Here is a 26,542-nt window from a genome sequence, read left to right on the forward strand (position 1 = left end):
TTTCAGCGTTTTGTTAAAAAATCATTCAATATTAAGCTTCTTGGCGAACTGCAATGTGACGAATGATGTCTTCGCTGATGTTAGCTAGACGTGTATACTCGTTGATTGCATCTGAAGTAGCGTTTACTTTTACGATTTGGTAGTAACCTTCGCGGAAGTCTTGAATTTCATAAGCTAAGCGGCGTTTGCCCCACTCTTTAGATTCGATGACTTCTGCACCGTTAGAAGTTAAAACTTCGTTGAAACGTTCAACTAAAGCTTTCTTCGCTTCGTCTTCAATGTTCGGACGTACGATGTACATTAATTCGTATTTTCTCATCTGTTTACACCTCCTTATGGACTAGGCTCTCCTATATTAAGGGAGCAAGGAGCAAGTAATAAATTATTACTCACATCAATGAATTGTAACATATAGGTACTTGTCTTTCAAGTCGCAAACTAACAATTCATTTTATATAATGAACCTAACATGATTCATTCGTGAAAGGAGAACTTTTGTGCTACCAAATAAAGAACCTATTGTTATTGAATTAGATATAAAAAAATTAATGATCGACAATATTGTGATTACAAGTGGTCTTGTCATATTATTTACAGCCATTCAATATATTTGCTTTAAAGATTTTCACTTTTCTTTTTGGCCTATCGTTGGTGGAACAGTACTGTTTGTTATTCTGTATATCATTTTCATAATGTTGCATGAGGCTTTTCATTTAATTGGTTTTATGCTTTTTGGTAAAGTACCTTTGGAGTCTTTAAAATATGGCATAAACTTAGAGCTAGGTGTTGCCTATGCAACTACTACAAAGCCGCTTTACAACCACGCAATGAAACGGGCATTGTTGCTGCCATTTTGGATGACTGGCGTTCTCCCTACTATTGCAGGATTTTATTTTAATAGTACCATTTTAATACTGGTAGGAGCTTTTTTAATGGCAGGTGCAGTAGGAGATTTTGCCATGTATAAGGAGTTACAGAAATATCCCAATAATGCCTTAGTACAAGATGACCCTGAATTACCAAAGCTTTATGTTTATACAGAGAAGGACCGTTCACCAAGGTAAAATACATACATACGAAAACTAGACTCTGTCGTTAGCCATAATGTCTGAGTCTAGTCATTCCTCTTAAGGAGTTAAAAATCCATGCTGTGCGGCTGTATACAAATTCCTCCAAATTCGATTTAATCGAGAGGTTTCTGTGATAGCATCCATGCCAAGGTTACGTATTAGTTTATTTGCAATCTCTATACAAGCAGCCGCAATTTCTTTACTCATTTGTGTAAATTGCATTAGTTCTTCCTCTGTCAATGATTGATCTTGTTGATGCTTTTGCCAATATCCTGACAAGGTTGTATAGAACTGCTGCTCACATTGTTTAAAATGCTTTTGCTGTTGCATGAATAAAAACTGTAAAGCTCCCATACGCTCAGTTCGATTAGCAGCATGATTTCGTTGCTTTATTAAAATAAATGCTTCTTCTAATAAATTTTCAGTTATTCCTAGACAAACGCTTAAAAAAGAAGCCTCGGCAAAGGTTGTAAATGGAAAGGTATGTACGGAATTCCCATAGTTATTTCTAATCGTACCTATTTGGAAAGTAGCTTCCTGAGGTATCCATACATTGTTCACGCGAATTGTATGACTTGCCGTTGCCTTCAAGCCCATTGCGCGCCAATCATGTAAAACTTCTACATCTTGACGGTCTAAGGAGCAACTAATGATATTTTCTGTTTTCACGCCATCTTGCTCTATCAAACAATTCATGGTAAAGGTTGTAGCATAGTCTGAACCACTACAGTATTTCCATTGCCCTGTTACCACATAACCTCCTTCTACCTTTATAGCAATTCCCGTTGGATAGCCACTACCTGCGATAACAGCTTCTTTTGGGGAAAAGATTCTTTCGCACATTTCTTGGCTAAATGCAGGAATAAATGCATTGCCTCCAGTCCCGATTGTAACAAGCCAACCAACATTACCATCGAGGGCAGCTATTTGTTGAAATACTTTTATTCCTTCTACTAAATCTAGATTTTTACCTCCTAGTTCATTAGCAGTGAACAATTTGAACAATTTTTGTTCATAAATAAATTCTAAGATGTCCTGGGGTAATCTTCCTAGCTGCTCAAACTCTAGGCCACGTTCTTTTATTTCGGTTATGTTCATTTGACGTCACTCCCATACTCTAAAAATTCAGATAAAATAATGATTGAAAAAAGGCAATCATTAAGATTGCCCTCTGTTCGTCTTATACATTAAAGCGGAATAACATAATATCGCCATCTTGAACTTCATACTCTTTACCTTCAAGACGTACCTTACCTGCTTCTTTTGCCGCTGCTTGAGAACCTGCCTCTAATAGATCATCATAAGCAACAGTTTCAGCACGAATAAAGCCACGTTCAAAGTCTGTATGGATAATCCCTGCACATTGCGGTGCCTTCATACCTTTACGGAACGTCCATGCACGAACCTCTTGTACACCCGCAGTGAAATACGTAGCTAAGCCTAATAAGTCATAAGAAGTACGGATTAGCTGATCTAAACCAGACTCTTTAATTCCTAATTCTTCTAAGAACATAGCCTTTTCCTCATCGTCTAGCTCTGAGATTTCTTCCTCAATTTTCGCACAAATTGTAATGACTTGCGCACCTTCAGCTGATGCATATTCACGTACCTTTTGGACATATTCATTATTGTCAGCATCGGCCACTTCATCTTCTGAAACGTTTGCAACATACAGCATTGGTTTAATTGTTAACAAATGAAGACCTTTTATTACTTTCAGTTCATCATCTGAAAGCTCAGCTGCACGCGCTGGCTTACCGTTCTCTAACTGCTCTTTAATTTTTAAGAGTACTGGCTCTTCAATCATGGCCTCTTTGTCTTTTTGTTTTGCCATTTTACTAACACGTTGGATTCGTTTATCTACCGATTCTAAATCAGCTAGTGCTAGCTCTAGGTTAATAACCTCGATATCATCGATTGGATCCACCGCACCCGATACGTGTGTAATATTTTCATCTACAAAACAACGTACAACTTGGCAAATTGCATCTACTTCACGGATATGAGCTAAGAATTTATTACCTAGACCTTCACCTTTGGAAGCACCTTTTACAATTCCTGCGATATCTGTGAATTCAAATGCTGTTGGTACTGTTTTTTTAGGTACAACTAATTCTGTTAATTTATCTAAACGTGCGTCTGGGACTTCAACGATACCGACGTTCGGATCAATCGTGGCGAATGGGTAGTTTGCAGCCAATGCGCCCGCTTTTGTAATTGCGTTAAATAATGTTGATTTTCCAACGTTAGGTAAACCAACGATTCCAGCTGTTAATGCCATGAATGGACACAACCTTTCTATAATCAGTTCAATTTTCTCTCTTATAACCTTTTCTATTATATTGATTCACTTACAAAAAGTCTAATATGCCTGAAGTTAGGCCTCATTAGCAGAAAGTAAAACCTTTTTCATTTTTTTCTCAAATTCTCTACGTGGGATCATTACGCTATGTTGACAACCTTCACACTTAATTCGAACATCAGCACCCATACGAATAATCTTCCATTTGTTCGTACCACAAGGATGTTGCTTTTTCATTTCAACAATATCATTTAAACCATATTTCTTTGCTTCCACCTTACTCACTTCTCCCCTCACCTTTGTCATAGAACATCATTTTTGGATAAGCCATTGGAATACGATGTTCTTCAAAAAGTTTTGTCACATCTCGGCGTATACTACGAGCAACTCCATATTGTTGCTGCGGTAATGTTTCAGCAGCAATACGGATCGTTACCTCTGTACCTTTAACATTTTGTACACCTAAAAACACTGGTGCTGCTATTAATTCTTTATGTTTTTCTGGTAAAGATTCTAAATAGTGATTAATAACTGTTTCAGCTTTTTCAAAGTCAGCATCAGCGGTCATTTGTAAATCTATAAAAATTTTGGAGTTGTTAACAGAGTAATTGACGACCTCACCAATTGCACCATTAGGAATGATAAATTGCTCTCCCGTCCCCCCATTAATTTTCGTAGTACGTAAGCCAATTTCTACAACCGTACCTTCTGCTCCATTAATTTTTATATAATCCCCTACACCAAATTGATCCTCAAAAATAATAAAGAAGCCCGTGATAACATCCTTCACTAAACTTTGGGCACCAAAACCGACGGCTAAACCGACAATCCCTGCACCTGCTAAAAGACCCGCTACCTTTATATTTAAAGAAGATAGAATGCCAATGATTGCAGAGAAATAAACAACATAAGAAATTACACTTTGTAATAATCTCGAAATCGTACGTTGACGTCGCTCTGAATGATTTAATGGAGAACGCATACGGATTAAAAACAATTTTTTAATCAATTTTTTACCCATTCTTACAGCTATCCATGATACTAGTAAAATCAGCACGATCTCAATAGAAGTATCAATCACATCTTCCCAAAGCTTGTCAGATGTAAGCTTTTCCCAGTATCTATCCATTAATTTCTTATTCCATTCCATCGTTTCCACCTCTTGAATAACTTGCTAAAAATTTGCGTATACTGCATAAAAATTGAGCACTTCTAAAAATAAAAAGAAAGTGAGTTTTTTTATGAATACTATACCAAATTTGTTACTACCTTATTCCCTTCATCACGAAAGTAAAAATGCTGTTTGGCAATTAAGTACATTATTTTTAGAACATATACCGTTTCATCATGAACGATTAATTTTTTGCTGCATTGGCAGCGACCGATGTACAGGTGATACACTTGGACCGTTAACGGGTAGTTTCTTAAATAAGTCTGTTAGCTTCCCCTACGAAATTGTAGGTTCTTTAGAAGATCCTCTACATGCTCTAAATCTAAATTCAACTATGCAACAGCTACACAATCATACTACAAAACCATTCATTATTGCGATTGACGCCTGTCTTGGTAGTGAGCACAATGTCGGTCATATTTCCGTTCAAAGCGGTCCTATTTTTCCTGGCAAGGCTGTAAAAAAAGAATTACCCCCAATCGGTGACATTTCCATTAAAGGAATCGTCAATATTGGAGGTTTTATGGAAATGCTTGTTTTACAAAATACAAGACTTCATATTTCTTATGCTATGGCTGAGAAGCTTTCAAGAGCGCTATTACTGGCTGCCCACCGTTATTCATTGAAAAATGTAGAAGAAAGCAACCATAATACCAACAACGACGATACCTGGCAGCAAGTTAGCAGCCTTGATCTTAGTTAAACCAGCTATATTTAACCCTATTGCCATTATCATAACGCCGCCAACGGCTGTCATTTCGGTAATATACATTTGCAGCGCAGCATCAGGTATAAAAGAACTAATGACCCCTGCAAAAATAGCAATTAATCCTTGATAAATAAAAACAGGTATTGCCGATAGCAATACACCTATGCCTAATGTGGATGCTAGAATAATGGATGTAAATCCATCTATTAATCCTTTTGTAATCAATACATTATGATCGTTACGAAGGCCGCTATCAAGTGCACCAATAACAGCCATTGAGCCAACAACAAATATTAATGAAGCTGTGACAAACCCTTCTGCTATGCTAATTTGATTTTGGTCATTTCGTTTTGTGCGAAATAAAGACTCTACCCATTTGCCAAGGCGATTCATTTGCTTATCTAAATCTAACCACTCACCTACTACAGTACCCACCACTAAACTTACGATTAAGATAATAAAATTATCACTTTCAAAACCCATTTTTATCCCTAATAATGCGACTGCTAAACCAATTATGGATAGGACAGTAGACTTCATAGATTCAGGAATATTTTTGAAAATCCGCCCCACTAATGCACCTGCTATAATGAGCACAGCATTAATTAATGCCCCTAGTATTACCACCCTTTTGCCTTCCTTCTCTCTAAAAAATAGAGAGCGCCTGTTTGCTTGGCGCTCTGATTAAATTATAGAAATATCATTTATTCTTCTTGTAAATTTAGGATTTCTAAAATGCGCTCCAAATCATCTTCAGAGTAAAATTCTATTTCAATTTTCCCTTTATTGTTGTTCTTTCTAATTTGAACATTTGTTCCAAAATAATCTCTTAATTGAGATTCTTTCGCCGCCACAAATATATCTTTTTTCTTAGGAGGAATTGTTTCACGTGAAACTTCCTCATTCAGGGTTTGTACTAACATTTCAACTTGACGAACATTTAAACCTTGATTCATTACCTTCATTGCTACTTCAGAGATTCGTCTTTTATTTTTTAAGCCGAGTAATGCCCGGCCTTGTCCCATTGATAGGGTGCCATCATTCATAAATTTCCGGACATCTTCTGGCAAAGCAAGGAGGCGAACATGGTTAGCTATATGTGGTCTACTTTTTCCTAAACGCTTTGATAGCTCTTCCTGTGTTAGTTTCAAGTTTTCCATTAAGCTTTGATAGGCCTCTGCTTCTTCAATGACTGTTAAATCCTCGCGCTGAAGGTTCTCTAGAATAGCTAGCTCCATCATTTGTGCATCTGATAGCTCTTTAATGATTACTGGAATAACATCTAAACCTGCTAATAAACAGGCCCGATAACGACGTTCTCCTGCTACTATTTCAAATTTACGACCCTTTTTACGGACAGCAATTGGTTGCAATATGCCATGCTCATTTATCGAATCTGCTAATTCTTGTAAAGCTTCTTCATCAAAAATTTTACGAGGCTGAAATGGGTTCGCAACAATTAAATCTAATTGAATTTCTTCCACTTGCCCACTTTGTTCTAAAGACTCTCCTGGAAATAGTGCACCAATGCCCTTTCCTAAACCTTTAGCCATTTTTAATCACTTCCCTCGCCATCTCCAAATAAACTTCTGCACCTCTAGACCTTGCGTCATAAGTGATGATTGGTTGCCCATGACTAGGTGCTTCACTTAAACGCACATTACGAGGAATTATTGTTTTATATACTTTATCTTGGAAATATTTTTTTACTTCATCTATAACTTGCAACCCAAGGTTTGTTCGTGCATCTAGCATTGTTAATAAAACACCATCAATATACAACTGTTGGTTTAAATGCTTTTGAACAAGACGAACAGTAGATAACAATTGGCTTAGACCCTCCAATGCATAATATTCGCATTGTACAGGAATAATTAATGCATCTGAAGCAGTCAAAGCATTGATTGTTAAAAGTCCTAAGGATGGTGGACAATCAATAATTATATAATCGAAATCTTCTTTTACATTTTGTAATGCATGCTTCAAACGCACTTCTCTTGAAATAGTCGACACCAATTCAATTTCAGCGCCTGCAAGCGAAATTGTGGCTGGAACAATTGATAAATTATCTACATTTGTTTTTTGAATGACATTTTCAACATCTTCATCATCAATGAGTACATCATAAATACAACTTTGTATGTCTCCTTTATTAATACCGAGACCACTTGTTGTATTTCCCTGCGGATCAGTATCAATAAGTAGCACTTTCTTCCCCAAATAGGCTAGACAAGCGCTCAAATTGACTGAAGTTGTTGTTTTTCCTACGCCACCCTTTTGATTGGCGATTGCTATAATTCTCCCCATTTAAAAGCACCTGCTTTCATTTATCAACGCTTACTCTTTGTAAAACCAATGTATTTAACCCGCTATCTAACTTTCATTCTATCAAAAAAACAGTTAGAAGTTGTATAAAATATTAAGAATATATACAAAAAAGGAGACATCTCATTCAACTTTCTGAGATATCTCCTTTTTACAGTGAAGGAAAATGTAACAAATTATTATTCTTAGATAATTTGTTACACCTTTTTCTTTTTAGGTATCTTCACAGTAATTTGATAATATTCTTCTGTATCTTCTTCTTCCGTTTTTACCGTAATACCACTTTTTGTGACCATTGTTAATGATTGCTTAATAGTATTTAAGGCTATACGGACATCTTTACTAATGGCCTTGCGCTTCGGCTTTGCCTTCTTTGGTACCGACTCTTGCTCATCTGTTACAGGATGCAAGATAGCTTGAATCTGTTCCTCTAATTGGCGAACATTCCAATCATTATCAACGGTTTGCTGTAAGACCTCTAATTGTAACGGTTGATCTTTAATAGCAATTAATGCACGCGCATGTCGTTCAGAGATCTTTCGCTGTAAAATGGCTTGTTGCACTTCGTCTGGAAGCCTTAATAAACGTAATTTATTGGCTACAGTGGATTGTCCTTTTCCAAGTCTTTGGGCAAGAGCTTCCTGTGTGAGCTCATGCAGCTCCAACAATTTTTGATAGGCTACCGCTTCTTCAATTGCCGTTAATTCTTCACGCTGTAAGTTCTCTATTAACGCAATAGAAGCTGTCTCCTTATCGGTTAAATTACGTACAATAGCAGGAACCTCTGTCCATTGTAGCTTTTTCATAGCTCGATAACGACGCTCACCGGCAATGATTTCATATTGATTTTCTGATGTTTTACGTACAACAATTGGCTGAATCACACCATGTGTATGAATGGTTCTTGATAATTCTTCAATTTTTTCATCATCAAAAATAGTACGTGGCTGAAAACGGTTAGGTACAATTTGATCAATAGGCAATTTTATGACTTCTTCTGCTGTATGAACCGCCTCTGCTTGTTCTACTTCATTTTTCACAATAGGCTCTGTTTTACTTCCGCCTCCAAAAAAACGTGAAAAAGGACTTTTCATCCAAGTGGCACCACCTTTAAGTAACTATCTTGCTCTGTCTCATTCTATTATTATTTATTATATTTCCTCAAATGTATATAGTTCATAGATGACTTTTGCGTGAACCATCCATAACTAGTATGTATGCTCAAAATAGAAAAAATATATTCTACTTTGAGAAAGTTTCACATGAAACACTAATTATTGAATTGGTGTTTTATTCGGTACACCTGGCTTACGCGGGTATTTTTTCGGTGTTCCTTTTATTTTATCAAATATATATAAAATGCGGTCACTTTCTTCAACAGGTAGCTTGAAAGAATATTCTTCTTTCAGTTTAACACCTAGTGTTGTTAATGCTTTTTTAGCATCTTTTAATTCTTCTGCACCTGCCGCTGCTTTTAAGGCAACAAAATAGCCACCTTGTTTTGCTAATGGTACACATAGCTCCGATAAAACAGATAAACGAGCTACTGCACGTGCTGTCACCACATCGTATTGCTCACGATATTTTATATTTTGACCAAACTCTTCTGCACGAGCATGCACAAAATTCATATTTTCTAATTGTAACTCATCACTTAAATGATTTAAAAATGTAATTCTTTTATTTAAGGAGTCGACAATTGTGACATGTAAATGTGGGAAACAGATTTTTATTGGAATACTAGGAAAACCAGCCCCTGCTCCTACATCACAAACAGTGATTACTTTTGAAAAATCAAAATAAAATGAGGCACTAATAGAGTCAAAGAAATGTTTTAAATAAACACCTTCTAAATCTGTAATAGCAGTCAGGTTCATCTTTTCATTCCACTCGACAAGTAATTCAAAGTATTTTTTAAATTGAGTAATTTGCTTTTCGGAAAGCTCGATGCCCTTTTTTTTCAGTGCCTCAATAAATTGTTGTTCGTTCATGTAAAGTCTCCTTTATTAATCTAGCCCTACTAGTTCATCTTAACAATAGTATTGCTTTAAAAATAGGAAGCGGGCACAATGGTATGCCCGCCCCTTATTCACTTTACTGTTCTTATTAGCCGCTTATTTTTGCAATTTTACCTTGTTCAATATAAACAAGAAGAATAGAAATATCTGCTGGGTTAACACCAGAAATACGAGAGGCTTGTGCAATGGAAAGCGGTGTAACTTGTTTTAATTTTTGACGTGCTTCTGTCGCTAATCCAGAAATAGCATCATAATCAATGTTTTCAGGGATTTTTTTGTTTTCCATTTTATGCAGCTTCTCTACTTGTAGCAATGCTTTTTCGATATAGCCTTCATATTTAAGCTGAATTTCAATTTGCTCTTTTACTTCTTCTGTAAATTCAATATCTGCCGGAATTAATGAAGAAATCATCTCATAATGCATCTCGGGGCGTTTTAGTAAATCAGCACCTCGAATGCCGTCTTTTAATTCACTACCACCAGCAGAACGAATAACCGCTTGTGTAGCTTCATTCGGTTTAATAATTATTTCACGAAGACGTGCAATTTCATTTTCGATTAATGCCTTTTTCGCATTGAACTTGTCATATCTTTCTTGTGGTACCATTCCGATTTTATAAGCTAGCTCTAATAATCGTAAATCAGCGTTATCATGACGTAGCAGTAAGCGATACTCTGCACGAGAAGTTAGTAAACGATACGGCTCATTTGTTCCTTTTGTCACAAGATCATCAATTAGTACCCCAATATAGGCATCCGAGCGACTAAGGATTAATTCCTCTTTGCCAAGTACATTAGCTGCAGCATTCATTCCTGCCATTAATCCTTGGGCCGCTGCTTCTTCATAACCCGATGTACCATTAATTTGGCCAGCTGTATATAAGCCTTTAATGCGCTTTGTTTCTAGTGTTGGCCACAATTGTGTGGGTACAATTGAATCATATTCAATGGCATAGCCAGCACGCATCATTTCTGCATTCTCTAAGCCTGGGATTGATTTTAATAAACGTGTTTGAACATGCTCTGGTAGGCTTGTTGATAAACCTTGAACATAAACCTCACGTGTATTACGTCCTTCTGGCTCTAAGAAGATTTGATGTCTCGGCTTATCGTTGAAGCGTACTACTTTATCTTCAATCGAAGGGCAGTAGCGTGGACCCGTCCCTTTAATCATCCCAGAATACATCGGTGATAGATGTAAATTCGCCTCAATTATTTCATGTGTTTCAGGGCTTGTATACGTTAACCAGCAAGGTAGTTGGTCCATAATGAATTCCGTTGTTTCAAAACTAAATGCACGTGGAACTTCATCTCCTGGCTGAATTTCAGTTTTATCATAATCAATTGTACGATTATTAACACGTGGTGGTGTACCTGTTTTAAATCGAACAAGGTCAAAACCAAGCTCTTTTAAATTATCAGCTAAGCGAATGGACGGTTGTTGGTTATTAGGACCACTTGAATATTTTATATCCCCAATAATAATTTCACCGCGTAGGAAGGTACCTGTTGTGACCACTACTGTTTTGGCACGATAAATAGCACCAATTTGTGTAATAACCCCTGTTACTTCTCCATCCTCAATGATAAGTTCTTCTACCATTCCTTGATGGATTGTTAAGTTTTCGGTTTCCTCTAATATGCGTTTCATTTCTTGTTGATACAAAACTTTGTCAGCTTGCGCACGTAATGCACGTACAGCTGGGCCTTTTCCTGTATTTAACATTCGCATTTGAATATGTGTTTTATCTATAACTTTCCCCATGACGCCACCTAAAGCGTCTATTTCACGTACGACGATTCCTTTGGCAGGACCACCAATGGATGGATTACATGGCATAAATGCAATCATATCTAAGTTGATCGTTAACATTAGTGTTTTAGCACCCATTTTAGCCGCAGCATGTGCAGCTTCTGAACCTGCATGACCTGCGCCAATGACGATCACATCAAACGTGCCTGCCTCATATTTTGTTGGCATGCTCGTATCTTCCTTTCTTTCTTAAAGTTATTTTCCTAAGCAAAACTGAGAAAATAGCTGGTTGATTAGGCTTTCTTGCACTGTGTCACCTATAATCTCACCAAGTAATTCCCAAGTTCTTGTGACATCAATTTGTACCATATCAACTGGAACTCCAGCTTGAGCAGCTGCTATTGCATCCTCAACTGTCGCCTGTGCTTGATGCAATAGTGCAATATGTCTTGCATTTGAAACATATGTTAAATCGCCCGCTTCAATTTGCCCTTCAAAGAACAATGCAGCTATCGCTTCTTCAAGCTCTGTAACACCCTCCTCCTGTAAGAGAGAGGTGGTTACAATGCGATGTTTACCTGCTAGCTCTTTGACACGCGCTAAATTAATTTTTTGCGGTAGATCTGTTTTATTGATAATAACGATGTAGTCCATCGCCTCAATCGTTTCGAATAAACGCTCGTCCTCAGCAGTTAACTCATCTGCATAGTTTAATACAAATAATATTAAATCTGCTCCACGTAGCGCTTCTCTCGAACGTTCTACGCCAATTCGTTCAACAATGTCTTCTGTCTCACGAATACCCGCTGTATCCACTAAACGAAGCGGAACACCGCGTACATTGACGTACTCTTCTATAATATCACGAGTAGTACCAGCAATATCTGTCACTATGGCCTTATTTTCCTGTACTAAGCTATTTAAAAGAGAAGATTTCCCTACATTTGGACGGCCTAAAATAACAGTCGATAAACCCTCTCGTAATATTTTCCCTTGAGAAGATGTTTGGAGAAGTTTAATAATTTCATCTCGTACCCATGTACATTTTTCTACTAAAACAGGTACAGTCATCTCTTCTACATCATCATACTCTGGATAATCTATATTAACCTCTACTTGCGCTAATGTCTCTAGTAAAGCTTGGCGCAAGTCACCAATAAGTCTTGATAATTTTCCATCCATCTGACCCAAGGCAACATTCATTGCTCGATCTGTTTTAGCTCTTATCAAATCCATTACTGCTTCAGCCTGTGATAAATCAATACGCCCATTTAAAAACGCACGTTTAGTAAATTCACCTGGTTCTGCTAATCTTGCCCCATTCGTTAATGCTAGTTGTAAAACACGATTAACTGAAACCAAACCACCGTGACAATTTATTTCAACTACATCCTCACGTGTGAAAGTTTTTGGACCACGCATCAATGATAGCATTACTTCCTCTACTACCTCGTTTGTTTTAGGATCCACTAAATGTCCATAATGAATAGTGTGCGAATCCTTTGTCGTTAAACTTTTTCCACCTGGTGATTTAAATATTTTATCTGCAATCGCCACTGCTTCGTCCCCACTTAAACGAACGATGGCTATGGCACCTTCACCCATCGGTGTGGATATCGCAGCAATTGTATCAAACTCCATTTAATGACCTCCTCAACGTTATCCACATGTGGATAATCGAAACCGACCAATACTTACTAACACCTTAGACTAACATATTTTCAGCAAAATCTAAAGTAAGGATCATTTCCAAATGTGGATAACAACCTTTTTTATAAAACTGAATTTCAACAAAAAATACAATTCTTTGTCTCATAAAAAAAGGTCATTTTATCACAAAGGATAAAATGACCTTTAAAACTATAGTGTCTGCATGTTTTAAATCTATTTATTTTTGACGGGCTCAATGACTAAATAACGATTTGGTTCTGAACCTTCTGAATACGTCTCAAGATCAAGACGATTGGCTAATTGATTATGAATTATTTTTCTTTCGTATGACGGCATAGGTTCAAATGCCACACGTTGATTTGAACGTAATGCTTTGTCCGCCATTCGATCAGCCAGTAACTCTAATGCTTCTTGTCGACGTTCGCGATAGTTTTCCACATCTAATTTCACCATTAAGAACTGCTTAGCGCTTTTATTTAGCACTAACTGTGTTAATTGCTGTAAGGAATTTAATGTTTGACCACGTTTTCCGATAAGTAGAGCAGCTTTCTCACTTTTCAGCTGAAAATAAACGTATTTCCCTTCACGTGTTGTACTTATATCAAGATCATGAATATCCAATTGTTCAGCAATAGTTACTAAGTAAGTTTTTGCATCCTCAATTGGATTTGCTGAATCTTCTTCCTCATTTTGTTCGTTTACGACTTTTTGAACAGCTTCGATTTCATTTGGTTGATCAGAAACTTGTGAACTTATTGTTTCAACATCATCTACTGCTAATTGTTTGTCTAATTGAGTCGTTATTTGCGATTCGGCTTTTTCACTTTCAATGACCGGAATCTGAACTTCCTTTACAGTTACACGAACTTCTGCAGAGCGTGCACCAAAACCTAAAAATCCTTTTTTACCTTCTTGTAAAACTTCAACATCTACTTGTTCACGGGTTTTGCCAAGTTTCTGTAACGCTAATGAGATCGCTTCTTGTGTTGTTGCGCCTATTTGCGTAAGTTGTTTCACTTTTTAGCCCCTCCATTTTGAGCAGGTTGTGTTTTATCTTTATTCCAAGGTTTATAAATATACAGGTTTTGGAAAATCGAAATAATATTCCCGATTACCCAATATAATGATAATGCAGCTGGTAAGGCCATACCAAAGGCAATGATCATGAATGGCATAATATACATCATGATTTTCATTTGAGGATTATCCATTGCTGGGCCTGTACGTAATACGATAAATTGCATTAAACCTGCTGTAATTGCTAATGCAGGTGCAGGATCTGCTAGCGGGAAGATAAAGAAATTCCCTAAATCAAATGTAGATGTAGCATTCATACGGCTTATTGCATGATAAAAACCAATTAAAATTGGCATTTGAATGATTACTGGTAAACACCCTGCAAGTGGGTTTACGCCTGATTCACTCATCAGCTTCATCATTTCTTGCTGATATTGTTGTTGTGTCTGAGCATCCTTAGAAGCATACTTCTTTTGCAGTTCCTTCAATTTTGGCTGAATTTCTTGCATTTTTTTAGAACTCTTTGTTTGTTTAATCATTAATGGTAAAATTGCTAAACGAATAATGATCGTTACAGCAATGATCCCCCATGCATACGTGCCAAGTAGGTCAGCAAAGTATTTTATCGCTGATACCAACGGCCAAACAATGAATTCATTCCAGAAGCCAGTGCTTTCTTTGGAAATTGGTTCATTGAATTCTGTACAACCAGATAGTAGTAGAGCTACTGATACTAGTGACAAAATTACCCAATGTTGTTTTTTCAACCTTCTTCCCCCTACAATTACTATTCACTTTTTCAAATTCTATATGCATCTTCTTTATTCACTGACTGACAGTTTCCTGCCTTAAAATCTGTGACTTCTGACAGCAGCTTTATCTAAGCTTGAACAAAGATAAAGTTATCAGCTATTTTATCATGCCAATAACGTTTCACTCTACTAAATATTCTCACAATATACACTTATTCCTGAGTTTTGTGGCGAATTTAACATATTTTATAAGTGAAATCTAACGCTAGTAATACCCCTATGCGTATACTCCTACGTTATGGTATGCCATTTCACTCTTATTCTTAAAGCTAATCATACAGGCGCATTTTACCACTCGGTTGCATACATTACACTTTCCTCAATACCTTTGCGATTTTTAGTACATGTTGCAAACTTTGTTTCACTTCATGAAAATCCATAGTGGCCGCCGGTTGTCTGGCGATAATAACATAGTCCATATTCGGCTTTAAATCATCCTTTAAATCAAGAATACTATGGCGAATATAGCGTTTTATTTGGTTGCGTTTTACCGCATTCCCAAGTTTCTTACTAACCGATAAACCTACACGAAATTCTGTTTGTCCCTCTTTTTCTAAAAAGTAAACAACAAACTGACGATTAGCGAAAGATTTACCTTTTTTAAACACCTTTTGAAAATCATCATTCTTCTTCACTCTTTGGCGTTTTTTCATTTCTTTCACCTGCTAATAGATAATATCTTTGATCCTCACTTCTAGGTTTACCAAAAATAAAGAAAAAAAAGACCACTGATGTGGCTCAGTGGACTTATTTTATGCTGATAAAACTTTTCTTCCTTTACGACGACGAGCAGCAAGAACTTTGCGACCGTTTTTCGTGCTCATACGTGCGCGGAAACCGTGAACTTTACTGTGTTTACGTTTCTTTGGTTGGTAAGTACGTTTCATTTATATAGACACCTCCTGATATATGAGTTGAATTTTTCAACATACAGACTCGAATATTATATAAAGTAACTAGTTATTTTGTCAATGTATTTAACAAATTTCTTTTAGGTAACTATTCTATGTATCTAAATGCAACTACTTCATCTATCCTCAGAGCGCATTTAAATCCTCCGTAAAAGACACTCTATTATAACATTATTATAAAAATATTTATCCACAGAGGACTTGTTTTTTTTACACAAAGTTGTGTATAGTATTTTTTGCATATTTTTTTATCCACAACAATTATCTACAGCTTTTTCACATAAGCAGTGCTTGTGGACAACTCTAAAGTGCATAACTACAAGCTATGTGGATAAGTTTCATAAACTATTGAAATAGCTTTGTTTTTCTGATACGATTACTGTGCTTCACTTTGTTGAAAACTGAAATGAACATTTTAATTATCCACAACTGTTAATATGCTGTGGATAATTTTTATCACAGCCTTTGGTTAACTTTTATCCACAACTTGTGATTATGTGGACGAGTTGTAAAATGAACGTATTTACCATTTCTATAAATGCAATTTTTTTTATGTATTGAACACTGTAAAGGAGATTAGTAGCTTGGAACATTTAGAAGAATTATGGAATAATGTCCTGGCTCAAGTTGAACAAAAAATTTCTAAACCAAGCTTCGAAACGTGGCTAAAATCTACCAAATTACTGTCCTACAATGGCAGTGGTTCAACTGTGACAATAGCTGCGCCAAATTCGTTTGCTCGAGATTGGCTTGAGAATCATTATATTCATTTGATTACAGGTATATTAACGGAGCTTACAGGCGAAGACTTGCTTATTAAATTTGTTGTTCAAAAAAACCAGGATTCGGACGATTTTGATTTGCCGGCGCCGATTATCCAAGCAAAGAATAACGATCACCATGATATTTCACCGGGGATGTTAAACCCGAAGTATACTTTTGATACGTTTGTTATTGGCTCTGGTAACCGCTTTGCACATGCTGCCTCTCTAGCAGTCGCTGAAGCACCTGCAAAGGCTTATAACCCTTTCTTCATCTATGGGGGAGTTGGGCTTGGTAAGACACACTTAATGCATGCCATCGGTCATTATGTTTTAGAGCATAATCCTAATGCAAAGGTGGTCTATTTATCATCTGAGAAATTTACAAATGAATTTATTAACTCTATTCGTGATAACAAAGCACTTGATTTTCGCAATAAATACCGCAATGTGGATGTACTGCTAATTGATGATATTCAATTCCTTGCTGGAAAAGAATCAACTCAAGAAGAATTTTTCCACACGTTTAATACTTTACACGAGGAATCCAAGCAAATTGTTATATCGAGTGACAGACCTCCTAAGGAAATTCCTACATTAGAGGATCGGCTACGTTCACGTTTTGAATGGGGATTAATAACGGATATTGCACCTCCTGATTTGGAAACACGAATTGCTATTTTGCGTAAAAAAGCAAAAGCAGATGGTTTAGAGGTACCCAATGAAGTAATGCTCTATATTGCGAACCAGATTGACTCCAATATTAGGGAGCTTGAAGGTGCGCTTATTCGCGTCGTTGCCTATTCATCGCTCGTAAACAAAGATATTAATGCCACACTTGCTGCTGAGGCACTTAAAGATATCATTCCTAATTCAAAGCCACGAACTGTGACAATATTAGACATTCAAAATGCTGTTGGTGAGCATTTTAGTATACGTTTAGAAGATTTTACGGCGAAAAAGCGTACAAAGTTAATTGCTTTTCCTCGCCAAATTGCCATGTATTTATCACGTGAATTAACAGATTTTTCACTGCCGAAAATTGGCGAAGAATTTGGTGGACGTGATCATACAACTGTGATTCATGCTCACGAAAAAATATCTTCTTTGTTGAAAAATGACGTCCAGCTTCAACAAGATGTTAAACAAATTCGTAGCATGCTAGGGAAGTAATTACTGTGGACAATCCTACTATTTAAACACAAACTTATACACAGTCTATCTACATGTGGATAGACTGATTTTATTCATAAAAAGGCACTTATCCACAAATCCACAGAGCCTATTACTATATCTTTTTTATTTTATATAAATAAATAATATAAATATGTGAGGGAAAACGAATGAAATTTGATATTTTACGTGACCGTTTATTAGAGGGTTTAAATGATGTCATGAAAGCGGTAAGTTCAAAAACAACTATTCCAATTTTAACAGGCATCAAAATTGATGTAACTGAAGAAGGTATTCGCTTAACAGGTAGTGATGCGGATATTACAATTCAAACATTTATCCCCGTTGAGGAAGATGGACAACAGATCATTCACATTGCAGAAACAGGATCAATTGTTGTACAAGCCCGTATGTTTAATGAAATTATACGTAAATTACCAACAAATGATGTTGAAATCCAAGTAACTCCTGGTTTCCAAACGCATATTCGCTCAGGTAAATCGGAGTTCCATTTAATTGGCTCTGATGCAGCTGAATATCCATTATTACCGGAATTAACAGAGGATCAAAAATTTACTATTCCTGCTGATCTTTTAAAAACAATTATTCGTGAAACTGTATTCGCCGTTGCCACTTCTGAAAGTAGACCCGTGTTGACAGGTGTAAACTGGCAGATTAAAAATGAAACATTAATCTGTGTTGCAACAGATAGTCATCGTTTAGCAAGACGTAAGGTTCAACTGGAAAATTTACCAGAGGTTGAACATAGTGTTGTAATCCCAGGAAAAAGTTTAAATGAATTAAATAAAGTATTAGAGGATTCTACAAACCTTGTTCAAATTGTTATTACAAGTCAGCAGGTATTGTTTAAAACAGGGGATGTATTATTCTTCTCACGTTTACTAGAAGGAAATTACCCAGACACTTCCCGTTTAATTCCAGAAGAATACCAAACTAATGTTACAATTAATGGTAAGTCTTTATTACAAGCTATAGACCGTGCTTCGCTTGTAGCAAGAGGGGATCGTAATAATGTTGTCCGTTTTGAAATATTGGGTCATCAAGCAGTTGAGGTTTCTTCTAATTCACCTGAAATCGGTAAAGTACAAGAAGAAATTCCTGTTGAGTCATTAGAAGGAGAAGGCTTGAAAATTTCCTTTAGTGCCAAATATATGATGGAAGCATTGAAAGCTATCGATGGCCAAGATGTAGTCATTCAATTTACAGGCGCAATGAGACCATTTATTTTACGCTCGGTTCATGACGATGCAATTTTACAATTAATTTTACCTGTACGTACTTACTAAAAATTTAAGATCTGTTAGGATAGTCGCAATTTGCGGCTATCTTTTTTACTTATGGCGAAATTTTAGGTATGATAGAGAGATAGACAGTCTGTATTTGGAGGGAAACACACTATGCAGGACATTAAAATCGATGAGGAGTTCATCACGTTAGGGCAGCTATTAAAAATATCTGATGCCATTAGTTCAGGTGGAATGGCTAAGTGGTTTTTACAGGAAAATGCTGTGTATGTCAATGGAGAAGTAGATGATCGTCGAGGTCGTAAATTACGAAACGGAGACGTTGTAAATATACCAGGATGTGGTCGTTTTCAAATCGTAGGACCAACTGGGCAGTAAACTATGCATATTGAACAAATAAAACTTACAAATTACCGTAATTATGATGCCTTAGCTTTAAACTTCTCTCCTAAAATTAATGTTTTCATTGGTGAAAATGCTCAAGGAAAAACAAATGTTATGGAGTCTATCTACGTACTAGCAATGGCTAAATCCCATCGAACAACGAACGATAAAGAATTGATACGTTGGGATTCAGACTATGGTAAAATAGAAGGGGCAGTTCAAAAAAGACATGGTATTTTACCGATAGAGCTTACGATTACAAAGAAAGGTAAAAAGGGCAAGATAAATCATATAGAGCAAAGTCGCCTTAGTCATTATATTGGCCAAATGAACGTCGTTATGTTTGCACCAGAAGATTTAAACGTTGTAAAAGGTAGTCCGCAAATACGCCGACGTTTTATTGATATGGAGATTGGGCAAATTTCGCCTGTCTATTTACACGATTTATTAACCTTTCAAAAAGTTTTAAAACAACGTAACCATTTCTTAAAGATGAACCAGGGCAAGTCCATGTCAAATGATGTGATGTATGAGGTTTATAATGAACAATATATTCATGCAGCTACCCAAATTATTCGTAAAAGATTTCAATTTATGGATTTATTGCAGGAGTGGGCTGAACCTATACATGCAGGTATATCACAAGGGAAGGAAACGCTCATTATAAAATATCGTACGGTAGCTGGAATAGAAAAAGAACATTCTTCTAGCGAAATTGAAAATACTTTACATCAAAAATTGATGGAAGCAAGAGAACGTGAATTTGACAGAGGTGTAACGTTAGTTGGTCCACATCGTGATGATTTGCAGTTTTTAGTAAATGGCTATGATGTGCAAACATATGGCTCTCAAGGACAGCAGCGTACAACTGCATTGTCTTTAAAACTTGCTGAAATTGAATTAATTAAACAAGAAACAAATGAAACACCCATACTACTTTTAGATGATGTCTTGTCGGAACTCGATGATTATCGTCAATCGCATTTATTAAATACCATTCAAGGTGAAGTGCAAACCTTTGTCACAACGACAAGTGTTGAAGGTATTCATCATGAAACGATGGAGCAGGCTCAACTGTTCCACGTGAAACAAGGTGCGATTGAAAAAAGTTAGCCAGGGTAGTTTTTTAGATTACAAAAGAATGGTAATAGTCAGCTCGGTTGACTGTTCATTCATTTACACACAATGATGTTATGAAGGAGTAGATGAAAGCCGTGGCTATAGAGAACGAAGGTTTACAAAACCAAGCTTATGAGGCCGATCAGATACAGGTATTAGAAGGTTTAGAGGCAGTACGTAAAAGACCAGGGATGTATATCGGTTCAACAAGCTCAAAAGGGTTACACCACTTAGTATGGGAAATCGTTGATAATAGTATCGATGAAGCTCTGGCAGGATTTTGTACTGATATACAGGTAACAATAGAAAAAGAAAATTGGATTCGTGTAGAAGATAACGGTCGTGGTATTCCAGTCAGCATTCAAGAAAAGATGGGTAAGCCTGCTGTTGAAGTTATCATGACGGTTTTACATGCTGGTGGTAAATTTGGTGGTGGAGGCTATAAAGTTTCAGGTGGTCTACATGGAGTAGGGGCATCCGTTGTAAATGCTCTTTCTGTTGAAACAATTGTGCAAGTTCACCGTGAAGGTCATATTCATGAAATCAAATTCCAACGTGGAAAAACGATACAAGAACTAAAGATTATTGGCGATACAGACCGTAATGGAACAACAACACGTTTTAAAGCGGACCCAGAAATTTTTAAAGAAACTACTGTTTATGAATATGATATTTTAGCTCACCGTATTCGAGAATTGGCATATTTAAATCGTGGAATCAAGATTACCATTGCTGATGAACGAGAAGGCGAGGAGCGTTCAACTACATATCACTATGAAGGTGGTATCCGTTCATATGTTGAGCACCTAAATCAATCTAAAGAGCCTATTCATGATCCGATTGATGTTCTTGGAGAAAAAGATGGTATCTCTGTTGAGATTGCTATGCAATACAATGCAGGTTTCTCTTCTAATATTTTTTCATTTGCTAATAATATTAATACGTATGAAGGTGGTACACATGAGTCTGGTTTTAAAACAGCTCTTACACGCGTCATTAATGATTACGCACGAAAAGGTGGATTGTTGAAAGAAGCGGATGCCAATTTGACAGGTGAGGATGTACGCGAAGGCTTAACAGCTATTGTCTCTGTTAAACATCCGGATCCTCAATTTGAGGGGCAAACAAAAACAAAGCTAGGGAACTCAGAAGTTAGTCAAATTACTAACTCTTTATTCTCGGATGGTTTTGAACGATTTATGTTGGAAAATCCAACTGTTGCACGCAAAGTTGTTGAAAAAGGTTTAATGGCAGCTCGTGCTCGTGTCGCAGCCAAAAAGGCCCGTGAGTTTACCCGTCGTAAAAATGCATTGGAAGTGTCAAGCTTGCCTGGTAAATTGGCGGACTGTTCTTCAACAAATCCAGCTGATTGTGAAATCTATATTGTTGAGGGTGATTCTGCGGGAGGATCAGCTAAATCAGGACGTGATCGTCACTTCCAAGCAATATTGCCTTTACGTGGAAAAATTCTCAATGTTGAAAAGGCACGCTTAGATAAGATTTTATCGAACGCAGAAATCCGTGCCATGATTACAGCATTCGGTACTGGTATTGGAGAAGAGTTCAATTTAGAAAAGGCCCGTTATCATAAAATCATTATTATGACAGATGCCGATGTTGATGGTGCACATATTCGTACATTGCTTTTAACATTCTTCTTCCGTTTCCTTCGTCCACTTATAGAGGCAGGCTATATTTACATTGCACAGCCACCACTTTATCAAGTGAAACAAGGTAAGCATGTTGAATATTGCTATGATGATGAAACATTAAAAGAAATTTTAGAACGTCTACCAAAAATGCCAAAACCGAATGTACAGCGTTATAAAGGTCTTGGTGAAATGAATGCTGAACAACTTTGGGATACTACAATGGATCCAGAGCACCGTACATTATTACAAGTAGAATTAGATGATGCAATTAAAGCTAACCAAGCATTTGAGCGTTTAATGGGCGATGAAGTTGAACCTCGTCGTCAATTTATCGAGGAAAATGCCGTTTACGCTAATTTAGATATCTAATTTTTCTTGAGAGGAGGTCTACACTTTGTCAGAACAAGAACGCTCCGGTGTTAAAGGAATTAATATTACAGAAGAAATTGAAACATCCTTTCTTGATTATGCAATGAGTGTAATTGTTTCACGTGCATTACCTGATGTACGTGATGGATTAAAACCAGTACATCGTCGTATTTTATATGGGATGCAGGAGTTAGGAAATACAGCAGATAAACCTTACAAAAAATCAGCACGTATTGTTGGGGATGTAATGGGTAAGTACCATCCACATGGTGACTCTTCCATTTATGACGCTATGGTACGTATGGCGCAAGATTTCAGCTATCGTTATATGCTTGTTGACGGTCATGGGAACTTTGGTTCTGTTGATGGTGATGGAGCTGCAGCTATGCGTTATACAGAATCACGTATGTCTAAAATTGCGATGGAAATGCTACGTGATATCAATAAAGATACAATTGACTATACAGATAACTATGATGGCTCTGAAAAAGAACCGATTGTTTTACCAAGTCGTTATCCAAACTTATTGGTAAACGGTGCTGCAGGGATTGCTGTTGGTATGGCCACAAATATTCCTCCTCACCATCTAGGTGAAACCATTGATGCGGTTATAGCACTTTCTGAAAACCCAGCTATTACCACAGAGGAATTGATGGAAATCATCCCTGGCCCGGATTTCCCTACTGGCGGATTAATTTTGGGCCGTAGTGGTATTCGTAGAGCTTATGAATCTGGCCGTGGTTCCATCATTATTCGTGCGAAGGTGGAAATTGAGCAAAAAGCTAATGGTAAGGAAACTATCCTTGTTCACGAGTTACCATACCAAGTAAATAAGGCAAAGCTGATTGAAAAAATTGCAGAGCTTGTCCGTGATAAAAAAATCGATGGTATTACGAATTTACGTGATGAGTCAGACCGTCGTGGTATGCGAGTAGTGATTGAGGTACGAAAAGATGCAAATGCTAATGTAGTTTTAAACAATCTTTACAAACAAACAGCTATGCAATCAAGCTTTGGTATCAATATGCTGTCATTAGTAAATGGTCAGCCAAAGGTATTAGGCTTAAAAGAAATGCTATACCATTATTTAGAGCACCAAAAAGTTATTATTCGTCGTCGTACTGAATTCGATCTTCGAAAAGCAGAGGACCGTGCACATATTTTAGAAGGCTTACGAATTGCATTAGACCATATTGATGAAATAATTGCGATTATTCGTGGTTCACGTAGTGGTGAAGAAGCGAAGCCTCAATTAATGGAGCGTTTTAATTTATCAGAACGACAAGCTCAAGCCATTTTAGATATGCGTTTAGTTCGTTTAAGTGGCTTAGAGCGTGAAAAAATTGAAGCGGAATATCAAGAGCTTCAGGTTCTAATCGCTGAATTAAAGGCAATTTTAGCGGACGAAGCTAAAATTGTTGATATCATTCGTACTGAAATTTTAGAGCTGAAAGACCGCTATAGTGATACACGCCGTACTGAAATTACTTCTGGCGGTATTGAAATGATTGAGGATGAGGATCTAATTCCTGTTGAAAATTCAGTCGTTACTTTAACGCATAACGGCTATATTAAACGTTTAGCTGCGAATACATATCGTAGTCAGAAACGCGGTGGTCGTGGTGTTCAGGGAATGGGTACAAACGAAGATGACTTTGTAGAGCATCTTATGAATACCTCTACACATGATACAATTCTATTCTTTACTTCCAAAGGTAAAGTATTTAGAGCGAAAGGTTACGAAATTCCAGAGTATGGTCGTACAGCTAAAGGGCTACCGATTGTTAACTTGCTCAATATCGATAAAGGTGAGAAAGTAACAGCGATGATTCGTGTTGGATCATTTGATGAAGATGCGTACTTTATCTTTACAACTAAAACAGGTATTACGAAACGTACACCTGTATCACAATTTGCCAACATTCGTACGAATGGTTTAATAGCTATCAGTTTACGAGAAGATGATGATCTTATTTCTGTTCGTTTAACAGATGGGGATAAGCAAATTATCATCGGTACACGTGATGGTATGCTTGTTCGTTTCCAGGAAGATGATATTCGTTCTATGGGACGTACAGCTGGTGGTGTACGAGGTATTAAACTTCGTGATGGTGACGAAGTAGTAGGTATGGAGATTGTTGAACCAGGACAAGAAATTTTAGTAGTTACTGAAAAAGGTTATGGTAAACGTACTTCTGAAGATGATTATCGTTTACAAAGCCGTGGTGGCGTTGGATTAAAAACAATGCAAATTACTGATAAAAATGGTCCGATGGTGGCTGTGAAAACAGTTGATGGTTCAGAGGATATTATGCTTATTACTATTAACGGCATGCTTATTCGTATGGATGTTAATGATATTTCATTAATTGGACGCAGCACACAAGGTGTTCGTTTAATTCGCTTAGGTGATGATGAATTAGTTGCAACTGTAGCTAAGGTTGAAAAAGAAGAAGAGTTGCCTGAAGATGAAGAGGAAATAGAGGAATAACTTAAACCGATGACGACAGCGTTCATGTCGTTCATCGGTTTTTTATTATAAATAATGAAAAATAAGTAATTATTTTGAATTACATGATAAAATAAAGGTACCCTTATTTGAAGCAAGTTAAAGTGGAGAGGTGTTCATTTCATGGAAACAATACATGTTCCAATTTCAGAGTTAGGCGTTGGTAGAGTAATTTCTGAAGATATTTTTGCTAATACACAGTATCCTATCATCTTTAAAGATACAACGATTTCCCATGTACATTTACAAGTTTTTCAGGCATTTAATATTTTTAACGTCCCTGTTTATAAAAATCAAAACGATATTCATTCAGAAAAGAGAGAAATAGATGTAGAAGTAGTAGAGGACATTCCGACTTTTAGAAAATCTTATAATCATTCTATTGAACAATTTAAAAAGGAATTCAAAAATTGGGAAGCAGGTTCTAAGGTAGATATCGCCAAAGCGAGAACCATTATATTGCCTTTGGTGGAGATGGTATTGGAGGATCGAACAATTATTTTTGATTTAAATGAGTTTTCTAATCCTAAAGACTATTTATATCACCATTGTGTAGCTACTGCCCTGATTTCCTCTGTAGTTGCTCAAAAGTTGGGTTATGATAGGGGGACTACAATTCAAATTGCGATAGGTGGTCTATTGGCTGATTGTGGAATGGCTAAAGTACACCCCCGAATTCGAGATAAAAAGACACCTCTTACTGAGCAAGAGTTTGATGAAATTTATAAACATCCAATTTATAGCTATAACATGGTGAAGGATTTAACCATTTTAAAAGAAACTATGAAAGAGGCAATATTCCAACACCATGAACGTTTAAATGGTAGTGGATACCCGAAAGGTGAAAAGATTGCTAATATTTCTATCTTTGCACAAATCATTGCTGTGGCAGATGTATTCCATGCTATGACATGTGAACGAGTATACAGGTCCAAGCAATCTTCATTTAAAGTAATAGAAATGATTAATGAATCTGAGTTTGGTAAGTTTGATATTAAAGTGGTACGTGCATTAATCGATATTGTAGCGGATCTTCCTATTGGTACAATTGTTGAACTTTCTAACTTGGAGCGTGGAGAAGTCATGTTTGTAAATAAGTTTGCGCCAACACGTCCACTCATTAAATTAGTTCATACAGGTGAAATTTTTGATTTAGGAAAAAATCGCAGTTTTTATATTTCTCGAATTATTACTAATTTATAGAAAGGCACGCCATAACTATGGCTGCCTTTTCTCATTCATATTAAGGATAATAAAGAGAAGAGGTAGGCTATTACGTAAAGTAAAACACCTTCATTTACATTACTCTTTTCTACAGGCAATATAATATTTTCACGTACAATTAAGTATTTGAGTGACTAAAATATAATCTATTGAAATATTTTTAGATAATATGTTGACATAGTTGTCGAATCTTGATATTATAAATAAGTCGCCAAGAGGTGACGCTGAAATAAACAACATGAACCTTGAAAACTGAACAAGCAAAACGTAATCAATAAAGTTTTAAGTAGCTAGCCTAGCTAGTGAACGAAACAAAATTTTGGACAT

At 36.6% G+C, this 26,542-nt stretch carries 25 protein-coding genes; 9 read left to right on the top strand and 16 right to left on the bottom strand.

The genetic code is table 11. From position 1 onward, the window contains the following. Window positions 1-31: 31 nt before the first annotated feature. Window positions 32-319 (bottom strand): 30S ribosomal protein S6, encoded by a 288-nt coding sequence (rpsF, locus tag ACOZBY_RS16975; protein ID WP_031415833.1) that lies wholly within the window; start codon window positions 317-319, stop codon window positions 32-34. A 178-nt stretch (window positions 320-497) separates the two neighbouring features. Here rpsF and ACOZBY_RS16980 point away from each other — a divergent pair, with 178 nt between their 5' ends. Next, window positions 498-1,064: a DUF3267 domain-containing protein gene (locus tag ACOZBY_RS16980; protein ID WP_012296213.1), complete on the top strand. Its 567-nt coding sequence runs from the start codon at window positions 498-500 to the stop codon at window positions 1,062-1,064. Between the two features lie 63 nt (window positions 1,065-1,127). On the opposite strand, the gene ACOZBY_RS16985 is transcribed toward ACOZBY_RS16980, so the two are convergent. The 4 genes from ACOZBY_RS16985 to ACOZBY_RS17000 form a co-directional block, all read right to left on the bottom strand. Next, window positions 1,128-2,168, bottom strand: coding sequence for an acyl-CoA dehydrogenase (locus ACOZBY_RS16985; RefSeq protein ID WP_422762568.1), 1,041 nt, complete (start codon window positions 2,166-2,168; stop codon window positions 1,128-1,130). 82 nt (window positions 2,169-2,250) lie between these two features. Continuing rightward, window positions 2,251-3,351 (bottom strand): redox-regulated ATPase YchF, encoded by a 1,101-nt coding sequence (gene ychF / locus ACOZBY_RS16990; RefSeq protein WP_012296215.1) that lies wholly within the window; start codon window positions 3,349-3,351, stop codon window positions 2,251-2,253. 96 nt (window positions 3,352-3,447) lie between these two features. Then, window positions 3,448-3,648, bottom strand: coding sequence for a DUF951 domain-containing protein (locus ACOZBY_RS16995; RefSeq protein ID WP_012296216.1), 201 nt, complete (start codon window positions 3,646-3,648; stop codon window positions 3,448-3,450). 1 nt (window position 3,649) lies between these two features. Continuing rightward, the gene (locus ACOZBY_RS17000; protein ID WP_031415837.1) at window positions 3,650-4,522 is read right to left on the bottom strand and encodes a mechanosensitive ion channel family protein; all 873 of its coding nucleotides are present in this window, start codon (window positions 4,520-4,522) and stop codon (window positions 3,650-3,652) included. 91 nt (window positions 4,523-4,613) lie between these two features. Between ACOZBY_RS17000 and yyaC the strand changes: the two genes are divergently transcribed. Next, window positions 4,614-5,246 carry a spore protease YyaC gene (yyaC, locus tag ACOZBY_RS17005; protein ID WP_031415838.1) on the top strand — a complete coding sequence of 211 codons (633 nt, stop codon included), beginning with the start codon at window positions 4,614-4,616 and terminating at the stop codon, window positions 5,244-5,246. On the opposite strand, the gene ACOZBY_RS17010 is transcribed toward yyaC, so the two are convergent. The 11 genes from ACOZBY_RS17010 to rpmH all read right to left on the bottom strand — a co-directional run bounded on the left by ACOZBY_RS17010 (window position 5,163) and on the right by rpmH (window position 15,735). Beyond that, window positions 5,163-5,879 carry a DUF554 domain-containing protein gene (locus ACOZBY_RS17010; RefSeq protein WP_012296218.1) on the bottom strand — a complete coding sequence of 239 codons (717 nt, stop codon included), beginning with the start codon at window positions 5,877-5,879 and terminating at the stop codon, window positions 5,163-5,165. The two genes, yyaC and ACOZBY_RS17010, sit on opposite strands and share 84 nt — an antisense overlap. 77 nt (window positions 5,880-5,956) lie before the next feature. Beyond that, a complete protein-coding gene (locus ACOZBY_RS17015; protein WP_012296219.1) occupies window positions 5,957-6,805 on the bottom strand; it encodes a ParB/RepB/Spo0J family partition protein in 849 nt (282 codons plus the stop codon). Further along, window positions 6,798-7,559: a ParA family protein gene (locus tag ACOZBY_RS17020; protein WP_008177971.1), complete on the bottom strand. Its 762-nt coding sequence runs from the start codon at window positions 7,557-7,559 to the stop codon at window positions 6,798-6,800. The genes ACOZBY_RS17015 and ACOZBY_RS17020 overlap by 8 nt, the downstream gene beginning before the upstream one ends. A 215-nt stretch (window positions 7,560-7,774) precedes the next feature. Then, entirely contained in the window at window positions 7,775-8,671 is an 897-nt protein-coding gene (gene noc / locus ACOZBY_RS17025) for a nucleoid occlusion protein (protein WP_012296220.1), read from the bottom strand. A 180-nt stretch (window positions 8,672-8,851) separates the two neighbouring features. Continuing rightward, a complete protein-coding gene (gene rsmG / locus ACOZBY_RS17030; protein WP_012296221.1) occupies window positions 8,852-9,568 on the bottom strand; it encodes a 16S rRNA (guanine(527)-N(7))-methyltransferase RsmG in 717 nt (238 codons plus the stop codon). A gap of 115 nt (window positions 9,569-9,683) precedes the next feature. After that, window positions 9,684-11,576, bottom strand: coding sequence for a tRNA uridine-5-carboxymethylaminomethyl(34) synthesis enzyme MnmG (mnmG, locus tag ACOZBY_RS17035; protein WP_012296222.1), 1,893 nt, complete (start codon window positions 11,574-11,576; stop codon window positions 9,684-9,686). 27 nt (window positions 11,577-11,603) lie between these two features. Beyond that, a complete protein-coding gene (mnmE, locus tag ACOZBY_RS17040) occupies window positions 11,604-12,989 on the bottom strand; it encodes a tRNA uridine-5-carboxymethylaminomethyl(34) synthesis GTPase MnmE (RefSeq protein WP_012296223.1) in 1,386 nt (461 codons plus the stop codon). A gap of 243 nt (window positions 12,990-13,232) precedes the next feature. Further along, window positions 13,233-14,036 (bottom strand): RNA-binding cell elongation regulator Jag/EloR, encoded by an 804-nt coding sequence (gene jag / locus ACOZBY_RS17045; RefSeq protein WP_012296224.1) that lies wholly within the window; start codon window positions 14,034-14,036, stop codon window positions 13,233-13,235. Continuing rightward, the gene (gene yidC / locus ACOZBY_RS17050) at window positions 14,033-14,803 is read right to left on the bottom strand and encodes a membrane protein insertase YidC (RefSeq protein ID WP_012296225.1); all 771 of its coding nucleotides are present in this window, start codon (window positions 14,801-14,803) and stop codon (window positions 14,033-14,035) included. The genes jag and yidC overlap by 4 nt, the downstream gene beginning before the upstream one ends. 353 nt (window positions 14,804-15,156) lie before the next feature. Next, entirely contained in the window at window positions 15,157-15,501 is a 345-nt protein-coding gene (rnpA, locus tag ACOZBY_RS17055; protein WP_031415843.1) for a ribonuclease P protein component, read from the bottom strand. 99 nt (window positions 15,502-15,600) lie between these two features. After that, window positions 15,601-15,735 carry a 50S ribosomal protein L34 gene (gene rpmH / locus ACOZBY_RS17060; protein WP_004233310.1) on the bottom strand — a complete coding sequence of 45 codons (135 nt, stop codon included), beginning with the start codon at window positions 15,733-15,735 and terminating at the stop codon, window positions 15,601-15,603. Between the two features lie 608 nt (window positions 15,736-16,343). On the opposite strand from rpmH, the gene dnaA reads away from it, so the two are divergent. The 7 genes from dnaA to ACOZBY_RS17095 all read left to right on the top strand — a co-directional run bounded on the left by dnaA (window position 16,344) and on the right by ACOZBY_RS17095 (window position 26,194). Further along, the gene (dnaA, locus tag ACOZBY_RS17065; RefSeq protein WP_025115702.1) at window positions 16,344-17,693 is read left to right on the top strand and encodes a chromosomal replication initiator protein DnaA; all 1,350 of its coding nucleotides are present in this window, start codon (window positions 16,344-16,346) and stop codon (window positions 17,691-17,693) included. A 170-nt stretch (window positions 17,694-17,863) separates the two neighbouring features. Continuing rightward, on the top strand, window positions 17,864-19,000 hold the full coding sequence (dnaN, locus tag ACOZBY_RS17070) for a DNA polymerase III subunit beta (RefSeq protein WP_012291829.1): 1,137 nt from the start codon (window positions 17,864-17,866) through the stop codon (window positions 18,998-19,000). A gap of 111 nt (window positions 19,001-19,111) precedes the next feature. Then, window positions 19,112-19,336 carry a S4 domain-containing protein YaaA gene (gene yaaA / locus ACOZBY_RS17075; protein ID WP_012291830.1) on the top strand — a complete coding sequence of 75 codons (225 nt, stop codon included), beginning with the start codon at window positions 19,112-19,114 and terminating at the stop codon, window positions 19,334-19,336. 3 nt (window positions 19,337-19,339) lie between these two features. Next, entirely contained in the window at window positions 19,340-20,455 is a 1,116-nt protein-coding gene (gene recF, locus ACOZBY_RS17080; RefSeq protein WP_012291831.1) for a DNA replication/repair protein RecF, read from the top strand. 92 nt (window positions 20,456-20,547) lie between these two features. Beyond that, window positions 20,548-22,482 (top strand): DNA topoisomerase (ATP-hydrolyzing) subunit B, encoded by a 1,935-nt coding sequence (gene gyrB / locus ACOZBY_RS17085; protein WP_012291832.1) that lies wholly within the window; start codon window positions 20,548-20,550, stop codon window positions 22,480-22,482. 25 nt (window positions 22,483-22,507) lie between these two features. Beyond that, window positions 22,508-24,973, top strand: coding sequence for a DNA gyrase subunit A (gene gyrA / locus ACOZBY_RS17090; RefSeq protein ID WP_012291833.1), 2,466 nt, complete (start codon window positions 22,508-22,510; stop codon window positions 24,971-24,973). A 141-nt stretch (window positions 24,974-25,114) separates the two neighbouring features. Then, a complete protein-coding gene (locus tag ACOZBY_RS17095; RefSeq protein WP_332292141.1) occupies window positions 25,115-26,194 on the top strand; it encodes an HD-GYP domain-containing protein in 1,080 nt (359 codons plus the stop codon). Window positions 26,195-26,542 lie beyond the last annotated feature (348 nt).

This window comes from Lysinibacillus sp. NPDC056220 (assembly GCF_049315265.1).
Taxonomy (GTDB): Bacteria; Bacillota; Bacilli; order Bacillales_A; family Planococcaceae; genus Lysinibacillus; species Lysinibacillus pinottii.

Coding starts and splice junctions, on each gene's coding strand:
- yyaC (WP_031415838.1), top strand. CDS start 4,614: ATGAATACTATACCAAATTTGTTACTACCTTATTCCCTTCATCACGAA.
- ACOZBY_RS17000 (WP_031415837.1), bottom strand. CDS start 4,522: ATGGAATGGAATAAGAAATTAATGGATAGATACTGGGAAAAGCTTACA.
- dnaN (WP_012291829.1), top strand. CDS start 17,864: ATGAAATTTGATATTTTACGTGACCGTTTATTAGAGGGTTTAAATGAT.
- gyrB (WP_012291832.1), top strand. CDS start 20,548: ATGAAAGCCGTGGCTATAGAGAACGAAGGTTTACAAAACCAAGCTTAT.
- ACOZBY_RS17015 (WP_012296219.1), bottom strand. CDS start 6,805: ATGGCTAAAGGTTTAGGAAAGGGCATTGGTGCACTATTTCCAGGAGAG.
- mnmG (WP_012296222.1), bottom strand. CDS start 11,576: ATGCCAACAAAATATGAGGCAGGCACGTTTGATGTGATCGTCATTGGC.
- ACOZBY_RS17020 (WP_008177971.1), bottom strand. CDS start 7,559: ATGGGGAGAATTATAGCAATCGCCAATCAAAAGGGTGGCGTAGGAAAA.
- mnmE (WP_012296223.1), bottom strand. CDS start 12,989: ATGGAGTTTGATACAATTGCTGCGATATCCACACCGATGGGTGAAGGT.
- rpsF (WP_031415833.1), bottom strand. CDS start 319: ATGAGAAAATACGAATTAATGTACATCGTACGTCCGAACATTGAAGAC.
- rsmG (WP_012296221.1), bottom strand. CDS start 9,568: ATGAACGAACAACAATTTATTGAGGCACTGAAAAAAAAGGGCATCGAG.
- ACOZBY_RS17095 (WP_332292141.1), top strand. CDS start 25,115: ATGGAAACAATACATGTTCCAATTTCAGAGTTAGGCGTTGGTAGAGTA.
- ACOZBY_RS16985 (WP_422762568.1), bottom strand. CDS start 2,168: ATGAACATAACCGAAATAAAAGAACGTGGCCTAGAGTTTGAGCAGCTA.
- rnpA (WP_031415843.1), bottom strand. CDS start 15,501: ATGAAAAAACGCCAAAGAGTGAAGAAGAATGATGATTTTCAAAAGGTG.
- ychF (WP_012296215.1), bottom strand. CDS start 3,351: ATGGCATTAACAGCTGGAATCGTTGGTTTACCTAACGTTGGAAAATCA.
- recF (WP_012291831.1), top strand. CDS start 19,340: ATGCATATTGAACAAATAAAACTTACAAATTACCGTAATTATGATGCC.
- yaaA (WP_012291830.1), top strand. CDS start 19,112: ATGCAGGACATTAAAATCGATGAGGAGTTCATCACGTTAGGGCAGCTA.
- noc (WP_012296220.1), bottom strand. CDS start 8,671: ATGAAAAGTCCTTTTTCACGTTTTTTTGGAGGCGGAAGTAAAACAGAG.
- rpmH (WP_004233310.1), bottom strand. CDS start 15,735: ATGAAACGTACTTACCAACCAAAGAAACGTAAACACAGTAAAGTTCAC.